The organism is Bradyrhizobium sp. LCT2 (assembly GCF_009931255.1).
Taxonomy (GTDB): Bacteria; Pseudomonadota; Alphaproteobacteria; order Rhizobiales; family Xanthobacteraceae; genus Bradyrhizobium; species Bradyrhizobium diazoefficiens.
Genome location: NZ_CP034432.1, coordinates 7,314,483 through 7,327,778 on the forward strand (window position 1 = coordinate 7,314,483; position 13,296 = coordinate 7,327,778).

Annotated in this window: 10 protein-coding genes; 2 read left to right on the forward strand and 8 right to left on the reverse strand. The window is 66.3% G+C overall.

Going from position 1 to position 13,296, the window contains the following annotated elements; translation table 11 throughout:
• Positions 1–12: 12 nt before the first annotated feature.
• From EI171_RS34650 to EI171_RS34675, 6 genes are all read right to left on the reverse strand, one after another.
• Complete coding sequence (locus EI171_RS34650) at positions 13–297, reverse strand: hypothetical protein (RefSeq protein WP_161535985.1); 285 nt, start codon at positions 295–297, stop codon at positions 13–15.
• A 152-nt stretch (positions 298–449) separates the two neighbouring features.
• Positions 450–2,945: a two-component system VirA-like sensor kinase gene (locus tag EI171_RS34655; RefSeq protein WP_161535986.1), complete on the reverse strand. Its 2,496-nt coding sequence runs from the start codon at positions 2,943–2,945 to the stop codon at positions 450–452.
• Positions 2,942–3,868, reverse strand: a complete 927-nt coding sequence (locus tag EI171_RS34660) for a cytochrome-c peroxidase (protein WP_038965864.1) — start codon at positions 3,866–3,868, stop codon at positions 2,942–2,944. The genes EI171_RS34655 and EI171_RS34660 overlap by 4 nt, the downstream gene beginning before the upstream one ends.
• Before the next feature lie 235 nt (positions 3,869–4,103).
• On the reverse strand, positions 4,104–4,631 hold the full coding sequence (locus EI171_RS34665; RefSeq protein ID WP_161535987.1) for a DUF1127 domain-containing protein: 528 nt from the start codon (positions 4,629–4,631) through the stop codon (positions 4,104–4,106).
• Positions 4,632–4,931: 300 nt separating this feature from the next.
• Positions 4,932–5,657, reverse strand: a complete 726-nt coding sequence (locus tag EI171_RS34670; RefSeq protein WP_011085479.1) for a response regulator — start codon at positions 5,655–5,657, stop codon at positions 4,932–4,934.
• Positions 5,658–6,106: 449 nt separating this feature from the next.
• Positions 6,107–7,057 carry a c-type cytochrome gene (locus EI171_RS34675; RefSeq protein ID WP_202633045.1) on the reverse strand — a complete coding sequence of 317 codons (951 nt, stop codon included), beginning with the start codon at positions 7,055–7,057 and terminating at the stop codon, positions 6,107–6,109.
• Positions 7,058–7,419: 362 nt separating this feature from the next.
• Here EI171_RS34675 and EI171_RS34680 point away from each other — a divergent pair, with 362 nt between their 5' ends.
• Positions 7,420–8,772 (forward strand): glycosyltransferase, encoded by a 1,353-nt coding sequence (locus EI171_RS34680; RefSeq protein WP_011085477.1) that lies wholly within the window; start codon positions 7,420–7,422, stop codon positions 8,770–8,772.
• Between the two features lie 88 nt (positions 8,773–8,860).
• Positions 8,861–10,111 (forward strand): multidrug effflux MFS transporter, encoded by a 1,251-nt coding sequence (locus tag EI171_RS34685; protein ID WP_161535989.1) that lies wholly within the window; start codon positions 8,861–8,863, stop codon positions 10,109–10,111.
• Between the two features lie 72 nt (positions 10,112–10,183).
• Here the strand turns inward: EI171_RS34685 and mdlC are convergent, their stop codons facing one another.
• Entirely contained in the window at positions 10,184–11,791 is a 1,608-nt protein-coding gene (gene mdlC, locus EI171_RS34690) for a benzoylformate decarboxylase (protein WP_161535990.1), read from the reverse strand.
• A gap of 40 nt (positions 11,792–11,831) precedes the next feature.
• Positions 11,832–13,280: an aldehyde dehydrogenase gene (locus EI171_RS34695; protein ID WP_161535991.1), complete on the reverse strand. Its 1,449-nt coding sequence runs from the start codon at positions 13,278–13,280 to the stop codon at positions 11,832–11,834.
• Positions 13,281–13,296 lie beyond the last annotated feature (16 nt).

Here is a 13,296-nt window from a genome sequence, read left to right on the forward strand (position 1 = left end):
CATCCGGCATGATCAGCAGCCGCGGCAGATGATCAGCTTGCGGTCGATTTCGGCATCGAGCCGTCGCAGCTCGACGTCGACGGGCGCAGCCTGCACAGGCTCGGACAAATCGCCGGGCCGAGGCTGCCGGTGTCCGATGGGTGCTTGCCGGAAAAGGTCTGCGAATTTTGTCGGAGGAGGATTGCCGGGCGAGGCGATCCGCGTGGGGGCGCCCGCGCTCCCTCCTGCCTTGAGACTCGAAACCGGCCAGAACAACAACGTAGCTGCGACGGTGGTCACGCCAAGTCTGATTGACATCATCTGTCTCCTATCGCGGTGACGCCTGCGCATTCGCAACTTGCGAACACGCGCCTGCGAAGAATAGGAGATCCCGGCTACCCGGCCATTTCGCCGGCGGTGATATCGCGTTACCACTGCAACCGTAGGCCTTGTCGTCGCGGGCCGGCGGGCTAGCAAGCCCCGGCGGCTCGCCGCAATCTTCCGCTCGTGGCCGACGAGACGAGGCTCCGCGCCAGCGCGCTGGCGAGCTCCGCCGACGCCAGCGGGTGATGGACGAGCTCGGTGATGCCGGATGTCTTGAGCGACGGCATCGCCAGGTCGCGCGTCGAGGGCGCAGCGAGGATGATCGGCAGGGCCGGCGCCGCATCATGCAACGCCGCCGCGAGATCGAGCGAGGAGCCGCCAGGCAGATGACAGACCAGCGCCGCGTCGAAACGGGCGTGCGCGGCCCGGCAGGCGGCGATCGCTTCCGCGAGCCCAGTGAAGCCCACGGGTTCATAACCCAGCGCTGCGAGGATTTCCTCATAGCGCAACAGGCGGCGGCGGTCGGTGTCGATGACGAGCACGGTTTCGCCGGCCCCAAGGAACGCCGGATCCGAGCCGTGTTGAGCGGGCTGCGGCTCGACTGGCTCGCCCGATGGCAGCCAGATGTCGAAGCGCGTGCCGGCATCCGGCCTGCTCTGCACGGCGACGGCGCCGCCATGCTGCTCGACAATCTCGCGAACCGTCGCGAGCCCGAGGCCGTTACCGTCCGGGCGGGTGGTGAAGAACGGCTCGAAGATCCGCTCCAGCGTCGCCTCGTCCATGCCCGGCCCGGGATCGGCGACCGAAATGACGGTGAAGCGGCCGGGACCGACCTCGCTCCGCCCGATCGACAACGGCTTGGCGAGATCGTGCACCTTGATGCGGAGCTCGATACGGCCGGGCTCCTTCATCGCCTGCGCCGCGTTGTTGCACAGGTTCAGGATGACCTGCTGCAATTGGGCCGGCTCGCCCGTCACGATGGCAATGTCGGCCGTCTCGTCCACTTCGAATGTGACGTGCGAAGGCAGCGATGCGGCCAGCAGCGATCTGGTTTCGTCGACCAGGGTCCTGAGGCAAACGCGCTCCCGCCTGCCCTCGCCGCGGCGCCCGAAGCCGAGAATCTGTTCGATCAGCTCACGCGCCCGCTCGCCGGCCCGGCGGATTTCGGCGAGACTCGCGGCCGGCCGGCTTCCCGGCGCGACCCGCGCATCGGCCATTTCGGCATGGCCGAGAATGGCGCCGACGATGTTGTTGAAGTTATGGGCGATGCCGCTGGCAAAGGTCCCGATGGTCTCCATGCGACGCGCCTGTTGCAGGCTCGCCTGGAGGCGCTCCTTCTCCCCTTCGAGGCGGGCCCGCCGGATCGCGTTGCCGATGGCGTCAAAGGCCATGCGAAACAGCGAGACTTCGGACCAATATGTGAGCGCACCTCCGCGCACCGCATCGAAGCCGAGAATTCCATCGCGGCTTCCGTAGGCCGCCATGATGCACAGCCAGCCGCTCACACCCGCCTCGGTGAGCATCGCGTCATGGGGATGCGAGGCGTTCATCCTGGGGATATAGACGATGCCGTCTTCGCCGCCGTCCAATCGCGGTGCGAGGCTCAGCACCCGCTCCGGCCAGCCGGGCTCGAATGCGATGCCGTCGCGCGACCACCGATAGGTGTGCATCGTGGTGCCGACCACGCAGGCAAAATAGGCCCTGTCAGCGCCGATGCATCCGGCTAGCTGGCGAAGCGCCATCTCGACATCCGCATCGATTCCGTCGTTGCTCGAATTGATGAACAGCATCGAGATATTGGCGATCACGTGTTCGAATGCGGCGCGGCGGCGCAGCGCCATGGCCCGTTTGCGCAACAGCATTCCGAAATAGATGATGCCGGAGAGCAGCAGCAGCGAAGTTATATATTGGAGCAACCGCGTCTTGCGCGCCGAGGCGCGCGCGGCAAGCTGGCGCTTCAGGATCACAGCCAGCATCGCATCCTGCTCGCGGTTGTTGGATTCGGCGACGAGCGTCTTCAGGATCGTGTCGATGTCAGGCAGAAGGTCGTGCAGCATCTGTCCGTGGAGCAGCAGCGCGTGGACCGAATCCGTCTCCGCCGGCGGCGCTTGCAGTTGCGCCAGCTCTTCCAGTCGGTCCTCGACCTGGCGCGCTGCGGCATCCGACGTATCGAGCGTCAGGCGGAGCATGGCTGCCGCCAGCGCGGAGGCGGCCGTCACCAGCGGCCGGGACTCCGATGCGGCCAATCTGTCGCTGAACAGGCCGAAATAGGCAAAGGAGTTCTGCAGCAACGCGTTCCTGCTCTTGAACCGTTCGATCAGGCTCTCCTGCCGGTCGGCACGCGCCGACAGGACATCGATCACCCTGGTTTGCTCGGCGTCGAGGCCTGCCGTGTCGCGCAGCCGCGTCAGGGCATCGTCATAGGCATTTACCATATGCACCAGCGCGTCATAGTTGCGCGACAGGCCGGCACGCGCGGTGAGGACCTCCCTGGTCATCCCGCGTTCGAACCGGGTGAAATCCCCGAGCGCGCGAAGCTGGCTGTCATAACGCGCCGAGTTGATGTTCAGCCCGTGCAACAGCAACCAGGTGAGAAGCCCGAGCACGAACGCGACGCTGATCACGGCGGGAGCGGATTTCACGGCGAGCCTCCGACGGGCGCGCCGCGATAGGTCCCGGTCAAGCTGTTGAGAAAGGCGACGAGCGCCTTGACCTGCTGGTCTGTCAGCGTCGCGTTCAACTGGGCCAGCGCCATCTTGCGAACCGCGTCATCGAGCGTCGGCGCGCTGCCGTCATGAAAATACGGCGCGGTCGTCGCGACGTTGCGCAGGCTCGGCACGCGCAGGATCCTGGGCTCGGGCGACGCGAGGGGATGGAATATGCCGTGCCGCTCGAACAGATTGCCGCCGACGTTGACGCCCTGATGGCAGGCGGAGCAACCCAGCGATTTGAACAGGCGGTATCCGTCCAGCTCGCCGGCCAAAAGGGCTGCGTCGTCGCCCTTCAGCCAGCGATCGAACCTGCTGCCCGGCGTGACCAGCGTGCGTTGAAAGCTCGCCAGCGCGTCGACGACATCGGCGCCTTCCGGACGCCGGCCATAGGCCGCGACGAAACGATCGCGCATGTCGGGATCGGCATCGAGCTTTGCGGCAACCTCCGCTGCGCTGCTGCCCATGGTGTGCTGGCTTTGCAGCGATGCCTCGATATCGGCCTCGAGGGTACGGAATTTTCCTTCCCAGCCGAAACGAAAGCTGAGCGTCGAATTGAAGACGGTGAGCGTGTTGAGCGCAAGCTCCGCCCCGTTGAGGCCGACATCGTGCCGCTTCTGGCTCGCGCCGTTCGTCGCGATATCGTGACAAGATTGGCAGGCGCGGGAATTGTCATGCGAGACCCGGCGATCGCCAAACAGCTTCTCGCCAAGGGCGACCTTGAGCGGGTCGGCGGCAGGGGCCGCGGGAATTGGCGTGATCGGCTCCCCGCGGTCAAATGCGTGCGCCGACGGCGGCTGCGACGGCGCGGGCGTGACTTCCACGCAGCACAGCAGCACCGCGCAAATGGCGATCAAGCCACCCCGATAGCCGGCGCCTGGTCCGGCTCCGCGAAATCCAGTCAATCGTCGCACCGTCAGTGATATGGGGGCGGAAGCGAAAGCAACCGCGTCTATTCAAGGGCTTTTGATCGAGGCTCGATGATTTCGTGAATGCGGCGATCGCCGGATCCGGAAACGGAGGCCGCACCAGATCATCGAACGAGGCGCGGCGCGAAACAGGCCCAGTCCGGCGAAGGCAAGGTAGAGCGCCTCAGCAATCATGACAGTACCTCACCATCCCCTCGATCTCCGACCGGCCGTGGATGCCGAGATCGCGCAATGTCCGGTCGTCGAGCTCCTTGAGAGCGGCAACAGCTCGTCTGATCTCGCGCTCCCGGCGCGCGTGCGACAGCAAGACCGTCAACGTCTCACCGGCCGAACGCAGCGGACTCCAGCGACGCTCCGGTTGCACCTCGAATCGCCGGGAGCGACCGAGTTCGACGACATTGCCGCTGCTCTCGGCCCCGTCGCTGCCGCGGCCCTGCACCGGTTCCGCCGGCTCGCTGGCGTTGGGCTGCGACTGCCAATCCCTCCGTGCCGCCAGTATTGCGTGAACCGGCATGGCCGCGGTCGGATGCAACGCGGCACCATAAAGGGCAAACCCTTCCATGAAGAAGGTAAGGACCGCCCACCAGAATGTGCTGAGCTCCTGGCCCGGCTGCGCAGCCGGCGGCGCCGAATCCGAACCGATGTCGGCGAGGCCCGGCCGCGCGGTGCCGCCAGAACCGAGACGGGCCATCCCGCGGCCATCGGACCAGCCTTGCCCATCGGGCTCCGCGTCATCCGGCCGGACAATACGGATGACACCGTGAGAATGCGTCTTCATCGTAGATCTCCCACACGCTGTTCGTGGGAGACTATGTGCCGGCCGGCTGTTACGCCGAGATCACCGCCACAGGCAAAGGGGTTACAATTGCAATCCGGCGGCCGCCACATTGTTCGAACATGATCTCCGCGCAGACGCGTTCCGCGTTTGTCGCGAGGGAAGACCGCCGCACACTTCGCGCTAACGTGACCCTTCGGGTCCGGATCTTGCGCCCTAGAACGGATCTACGGGAACCGCGAAGACATAGCCGACGCCGCGCTCGGTCTGAATGACGCGCGGCGCACTCGGATCGACCTCCAGCTTGCGCCGCAGCCGCAACACTTGAACATCGATGCTGCGATCGAAAATGTCTTCGTGGATGCGGGTGGCCTGAAGCAGATGCTCGCGTGTCAGGGGGCGCTGCGGCGCCTCGAGGAAGGCCAGCAGCAAGGCATACTCTCCCTTGCTGAGCGGTACCGGCGCTTCGCTGGGATCGATGAGCTTTCGGCCGCGGCGTTCCAGCTTCCAGCCGTTGAAGCGATAGCCGCCGCGCTCGGGATCGCGGGCGCGCGCGGCACGGCCCATCTCCTGCCGCCGCAACACCGCCCGGACGCGTGCCAGCAGCTCTCTCAAGGAGAACGGCTTGATGATGTAGTCGTCAGCGCCGAGCTCGAGCCCGACGATGCGATCGATCTCGTCGGGGCGGTGGCCGGTCGTGATGATGACAGGCACGTCGGAATGCGACCGGATTTCCCGCAGCAGGTCCAGGCCGTCTTCCTGACCGAGGCGAAGGTCGAGGATGATCAGACTGGGCTGACCGGCCTCGAGATAGTGGTACAGTTCAGACCGGTTGGACGCCGCCCTGGTCGGGACATTGTGCTCCTCCAGATATCTGATCACCATCTGCCGCAAGGTGGGATCGTCATCGACAACAACGATGTGGCCAACATCTGCAAGCATACTTCACTCTCAAAATCCGTCGTCACCAACCGGGTCACGTTCAAGATTCGCAATCACTCGGAATAATATGGGGGACAGCAAAAGCGTCGCCATGCGACGACAACGTTCATGACCACTTGATGATGCCGTAACCCGGTATTTCTGCGGCCAACTCCGCCGGATGTCGCAGACGTGAATAATTGTGATCCTAGCAAATGCTACTTTTGAGCGATTCCAATGCGCCGGCGTGCGAGATCGTTCGTCGGCGACGAGGTGACTGTTCGGCAGTGACGACGACTGCAGTGACGACGACTGCGCGAGCGATGGCGAGAAGACTGCCAACATTTTCCTGCGCGCGCGACGTCGACTTCGCCTGCGCGTGAGCTTTTGCCGTTGCGCGTATCCGGCGTGCGAACGACAGTGTTGCAGCCGGGAAAGATCGGCCGCAACAGATCGTTTGTCAGGATATGTCAGGAGCGCGGGAGACCCGCCAGGTACAGGTAGATCGCAGCGAGGTCGTCGTCGTCCATCCGCCCGATCGGTCGCCACGGCATCTGGTCGTCGAGCCGATGTCCGTTCGGATCGACACCCGTGCGCATGGTCGAGATGAACTGCGCCTGGCTCCAGTCTTTGACGATACCGAGGTCGGGTCCGAGCGGAGGCAATTGGCCGGGCACGCCACCGGAGAGATCCTTGCCATGACACTCACGGCAATCCTGATAGGACAGCAAGTACCTGCCGTAGCGCGCCGTCGGCCCCTTCGGCGGCGCGGTGATCACACCGGTGAAGACCGGCTTTGCATCCGGCAACAGGCCGGCGCCCAGCATCGCAAGGCCCAGCACGCTGAAGCGATCCGGTGGATCCGGGGTCTCCTCACCACTCGCGGGCAAGGCGCGGATGTAGGCGATCACGGCCTTGGTGTCGTCGTCGCTCAGCCGGCCGGCATTGGTAAAGGACATGATCGCGAGCCATCGCCCCCGCGCATCGACGCCATTGCGAATGGCGCGAAAGATCTCGCCGTCGGACCAATGCTTCAGGACCCCGGCGGGAGTCAAATTGGCGGGCACGAACGAGCCGATCGGAAGCGGAAGATCCTCGCCGACGTCGCCGCCACCTGACAGCACACCGCTCTTCGAGTGACACCCGGCGCAGAAGCCGTCGGCGACCGCCCTGCCGCGGGCGATGCGTTCCGGTGTCGCCTCGACCTGGAGATCGGGGACCGGCGCGGAGCGCGCGTGCTGCTTGACGATGCCCGCTGCGGTCAACGCGCTTACGCCGGAGAGCGGGACGATAAGCGCCGCCGCCAGCACCACGCCACCCCACTTCACCAGCGGATTCTGTGCCCGCAGGGCGCAAGCACCCGACCAGACCAGGAGCACGATGAAAGCAACCATCGCAATCAGGGCGGCAATATTCTGCATGACGTTTTCCTCAACGAATTCTGCGTGGTCAAGACCGCGCGCTATCTCGGTCGTCAATAATCGGCTTCGGCCAAAATCGCCGCCGAATGTCGCGGCGCGCCAAACGGCGCTCTGCCGGGTTACGAGCGCGGCATTACCGCTCCGTTTCACGGCCGGCCGCTCGCGTTACAACCGTAGTCCTCGCGCGACGGCACCATCTTCGCCGGCACGTCGGCCTTGGCCGCGCCACGATGCGTTGCCGACGTAACCATTTGGCGGCCATCGGAAGCCTTGGTGTAACCGCGATCCCTTCAATTCCCTCTTGCTCACGAGAGCGGCCGCCCGGTGGCGACCGCGCATCGATCATCAAGAGGTCATCTCCCATGAAGATTCTTATCGCTTCGACGCCTGCGACGGGTCATCTCAATCCGATGCTGGCAATCACGCGGATCCTGGTCGCCGAGGGTCATGAGATTGCTTTCATGACCGGCACCGCCTTTCGCGCCCGCGTCGAGGCCAGCGGCGTCAAGTTCTTTCCCCTTCCCGAGGGCGCGGACTTCGATCCGAACGACGTCTTCTCGCGGGTCCCCGAACTCAAGACCATCCCGCCGGGGCTGGAGTGGTTCCGCGTCGCCTGCGAGCGCATCTTCGTCGACGCCATTCCGGCCCAGCACCAGGGGCTGCTGCAGGCGTTGCAGCAATTCCCGGCCGATATCATCGTCGGCGACGACATGCTGTTCGGCGTGCTCCCGATGCTGCTCGGACCGCGCTCGCAGCGGCCCCCCATCGCGCTCTGCGGAACCTCGTTCCTGCATTGGGCGCGTGAGGACGGTGCGCCGAACTTCCTCGGCTTGCCGCCGGCACGGACCGACGACGAACGCGATCATTATGCGGCCATGGCGCGGGACTTCGATGCGGCGGTCGATCAGCCGGTGTCACTGCGGCTGAACCGGACCCTGAAGGGCCTCGGCGTCGGACCGATAGCAATGCCGCTTTTCCATTCCGTGGTCGCTCTCGGCGACGCCTATCTGCAATTGTCGGTGCCGAGTTTCGAATTTCCGCGCGAGATCCCGTCCTCCGTGCATTTCGTCGGCACGCCTCCGATCATCGCCAACCAGGTCCCGCCGCCGTCATGGGCCGAGGAGCTCGATGGTACACGCAAGATCGTTCTGGTGACGCAGGGAACGGTGGCCAATCACAATTTCAACCTGCTGGTCGCCCCGACGCTGGCGGCGCTGGCCGACGAGCCCGATATCATGGTGATCGCGACCGCAGGCGGCCGCCCGGTGGACGCCATTCCCGGCAAGGTCCCGTCGAACGCACGCATCGCGAGCTACCTGCCATTCGAATGGCTGCTGCCGAACGTCGACGTGCTCGTCACCAATGGCGGCTATGGCAGCGTCAATCAGGCCCTGAGCTTCGGCATCCCGCTGGTCACCGCGGGACTGACCGAGGACAAGGCCGACGTCAACGCGCGGGTCGCATGGTCCGGCGTCGGCATCAACCTTGCGACCAACGAGCCGACTCCGCAGGCCTTGCGCGAGGCGGTGCGGACGGTGCTCGACCAACCGCGCTATCAATTCCGCGCAACGCAGATCGCGGACGAGTTCGCCGAGATCGACACGCGGACGGAAATTCTCCGGGTCATCGGCGAGCTCGTGACCGACGAGACGGAAGTGTCACGCCTGCGCGCAATCGCAGCGAGCCAGGGACGGCGCTCCGGCCGGCGCGCCTGATCGCACGTCTGAACGAAGCGATGGAGGGCGGAGCGACCGCGCTCCGTCGCTCCGTAGAAGTTCGTCACATGTCACCGGATGCTCGCCCATGCGAATCGAACCAGACACCTTTGCATTCACGCTGCTGCTCGGCTTTCTCGCGGCCGTGCCGTATTCCGGCATCGACATCAACCTGCCGGCACTGGCCGCCACCGGCGCCACCCTGGGCGTGAACGCGTCGGATGTCGGGTTGACGATGAGCGCCTTCATGCTCAGCCTCGCCACCGCGCCGCTGATCTACGGACCCGTCTCGGACCGCCTTGGCCGCAAGCCTGTTCTGGGCTTCGGCCTCGCGCTGTTCGCCGCCGCCAGCGTCAGTTGTGCGTTTGCCCCCTCGCTGCCGGTTCTGCTGCTCGGCCGTTTCGTTCAAGGCATCGGCGCCGCCGCGACCGCCACGACCTTTGCCATCATCCGCGATCTCTTCGACGGCGACGCCGCGCGAAGCAAGATCGGCAACATCATGGTCGCGGTCAACGTCGCGACCGTGATCGCGCCGACGGCCGGCGCGGCGCTGCTGGCGGCTGCCGGCTGGCGGTCGATCTATGCAACCCAGGCCGCGATAGGTTTCATGCTGCTGGTGGTGGTGATGTTTCGCTTCGCCGAAACGGCGGCGATCGCGCCGTCCGGGCGCCTGGTGCCGTCCGCCGTGATCGACAGCTATCGCCGGGTACTGACGCATCCGGTCTCGGTTGCCTACATCCTGGTCGGCGCCGCGGGCGGCGCGACGGTGTTTGCCTACGTCACCGGCGCCTCGCTGTTCTTCGTCGGCGCCGTCGGGCTCTCGCCCGAGCAATACGGCCTGATCTTCAGCGCCTGCTCGGCATCCGTGATGGGCGGTGCCTTGCTCGACGGGCAGCTCGGCCGGCGCGGGATATCCTCAAGCCACATGCTCGCAATCGGGCTGGCGCTGTCGGCGGCGGCGAGCGTCGTGCTGCTCGGGATGACACTGACCGGCTGGATGCCCACGGCGCTTGTCGTCGCGCTGCTGATGGCGGTGGCACTCGGCTTCGGGCTCAGCGTGCCGAACGTGATGAGCGCGACGATGCAGCACCTCCCGGAGATCGCCGGCGCCGTCAGCGCGGCTGCCGGGAGCATTCAACTGATCGCCGGCGCCATATCGAGCGGGCTGGTGGCGGTTCGCTTCGACGGACGGACTGCGCTCTCGATGACGGCGGTCATGGCAGCGTCGTCGCTCCTCGCGCTGGTCCTGTATTGTCTGGTCGCGCGTTCCGCCGACCGTCGCCTGCGATCGCAGGTGATCGGTGCCGGCGAAGCGATCCGCAGCTCCACGAGCTCTTAAGGTTCGCAGGACGCCGATGCTGAAGGACCCGGCGCGCGCCGACGCCAAAGGGGGTTTCATCGCCGAACAAATCTAGCGCGGATGGTTGAACAGGTCCGTCGTGGCGTCGTCGACGGCGATGTCGACCAGCGCGGGGCCGCCCGAGGCCAATGCTTCGGCGAGACAGCGGTCGAGATCGGCGACGTCGGTTATGCGGCGGCCCGGGCAACCGTGCCCCCTGGCGAGCGCAACGAAGTCGAGCCCGGGCAGGTCGATTCCAGGCGGACGATGCGCCTGCATCAGCTGGCTGAAGGCCCGCATCGCGCCATAGCCGGAATTGTTCATGATCACGAAAGTGATCGGCAGGCGACGCTGCGCCGCAGTCCAGATCGCCTGGATGCAGTACATCGCCGATCCATCGCCGATCAGTGCGACGATGCGACGGCCCGGCCGCGCCAGCGCCACGCCAATGGAGGCCGGCAGGCTGTAGCCGAGCCCGCCGCTTGCCATGGTGTAGAAGCTGTCCGCGCCCGGCCGCGGCAGGAACTGCTGGATCGCGGGACGATGCGACGGCGCCTCCTCGACCACGATCGCATCGCGCGGCATCAGCGCCGACAGCCGGCTCAGCGCGTAGGCCGGAGGAATCGGATTTTGCGCGGCGGGAGCGGCAGGCCGGGTCTGCGCGGCCGGCGTCTCGCGCGTCGCGACGTCGGGCAGCGCTGAGCGAAGCGCGACGAGCGCCTTCGGGAGCGTGCTGATGATGGTGTCACCGACCGCCGCAGCCGCGGCCTCGGCCGGATCGTCGGTGATCTGCCAGACCGGCGTTCCGTCGTCGAGCAATTCGCATTGTCCTTCGACGTGGAAGGTGAACACCGGCGCTCCGACCACGACGATCAGATCGACGCCGCGCAAGGCGCGCGCGAGCCCTCCGGGCGCTGCCGGAAGGAAGCCTGCGAATTGCGGATGCAATTCCGGAAAGCTCGAACGGCTCGACATCGGGCTTGCCCAAACCGCCGCCCTCGCCTGTACGGCGACCGCGACCATGGCATCGACGCAGCCGTTGCGATCGATCTCGGGTCCGACGACAAAGGCAGGCTTGCTGGCCGCTGCGATGGCTGCGCCGAGCCGGACGATCGCCGCCGGATCGGGCGCAAACTCCGTTGCGATGTGGCGCACCGGCGGCGCGACGGCCGCCCGCGCCCAATCATCCGACGGCACCGACACGAATGTCGGGCCGCGCGGATGCTGCATGGCGGTGAGGAAGGCCTGCGCAATGGCCGCGGGCACATCTTCCGCCCGCGCAGGTTCCGAACTCCACTTCACATAGGGCCTCGGAAACTGCTCGGCATCCTCCGCGAAGAGATAAGGCCGCATCCGCAGCAGGCTGCGCGCCTGCTGGCCCGCCGTGACGACCATCGGCGTCTTGTTGCGGAACGCGGTGAAGAGATTGCCGAGGGCGTGGCCGAGCCCGGCCGCCGAGTGCAGGTTGACGAAGGCCGGACGCCCGGTCGCCTGCGCATAGCCGTCGGCCATGCCGACGACGCAGCCTTCCTGCAGGCCGAGCACGTAATCGATGTCGTCGGGCCAGTCGCCGAGAAAGGCGAGCTCGGTCGAGCCCGGATTGCCGAACACACGATCGACACCGAAGGAACGAAGCACGCCGAGGGTTGCTTCCCGGACCGTCAGGACTTTTGAGTTCATGGGTTGATTTCCCGGCATGCTTCGCCGTGTGGTGACGCGATCAGAAGGGATAGTGCTGAGGCTGGGTCTCGATCGTGATCCAGCGCAGATCGGTGAATTCGGCGATCCCGGCCTGACCGCCGAAACGGCCGTAGCCCGATCCCTTCACACCGCCAAACGGCATCTGCGCCTCGTCGTGCACGGTCGGTCCGTTGACGTGGCAAATGCCGCTTTCGATGCGCTGGGCCACCGTCAGCGCCCGCGCGACGTCGCGGCCGAACACGGCGGCCGAAAGACCGTACTCGGTATCGTTGGCGAGGCGGACCGCATCATCCACGCCGCGCGCGCGGATCACCGACACGACGGGACCAAAACTCTCCTCGCTGTAGATGCGCATGCCCGGGACGACGCGGTCGAGCACGGTCGCGGGCACGACCGTTCCGGCCCGCTCTCCACCCGCAAGCTTGACGGCGCCCCTGCCGATCGCGTCATCGATCAGCGCAACGACATGCCTGGCCGGCGCCTCGTCGATCATCGAACCGATCACCACCGGCCCGGAGCGCGGGTCGCCGGCCGGAAGCGCGCCGGCCTTCTTGGCAAGCTTAGCGACGAACTGATCGGCCACCGCCTTATCCACGATCACGCGCTCCGTCGACATGCAGACCTGGCCCTGGTTGATGAAGGCCCCGAACGCCACGGCGGCGACCGCGGCATCGAGGTCGGCATCGTCGAGCACGACCAGTGGCGCCTTGCCGCCGAGCTCAAGCAGCACCGGCTTGAGGTGGCGGCCGGCGAGCTCGGCGATGACGCGGCCGACGCGGGTCGAGCCGGTGAAGTTGATCCGCCGCACCGCCGGATTGGCGATGAGACGTTCCACCACCGCCGGCGCATCGGCCGGCTCATTGGTCAATACGTTCACGACGCCGGGCGGAAATCCCGCGTCCCTGAACACCTCCCCGATCAGCCGGTGCGTTCCCGGACAGATCTCGGAGGCCTTGAGCACTACCGTGTTGCCGCAGGCGAGCGGCGTCGCCACGGCGCGAACGCCGAGAATGATCGGAGCGTTCCAGGGCGCGATGCCGAGGCACACGCCGGCCGGCTGGCGGACGGCCATCGCCAGACATCCCGGCTTGTCGGACGGGATCACCTCGCCCGCGACCTGCGTGGTCAGCGACGCCGCCTCGCGCAGCATGCCGGTTGCGAGCTTGACGTTGAAGGCCGACCAGACTTCGGTGGTGCCGATCTCGGCCATCATGATCCGGATGAAGGCATCGCGCTTGGCCTCGAGCGCATCGGCGGCCTTCAAGAGCAGGGCGCGCCGCGCGTTCGGGCCGAGTGCCGACCACGCGGCGAGCGCGGCGGACGCCGCCGCCACCGCCGCGTCGGCGTCGGAAACCGTCGCGGCGGCCGCGCGGCTCGCGACCTCCTGCGAGAGCGGATTGCGCCGCTCGAATACCTTGCCGGTCGAAGCGGCCTGATCCCGCCCGCTGATGAGAAGATTGACGTCCATGAGAACCTCCCTGATG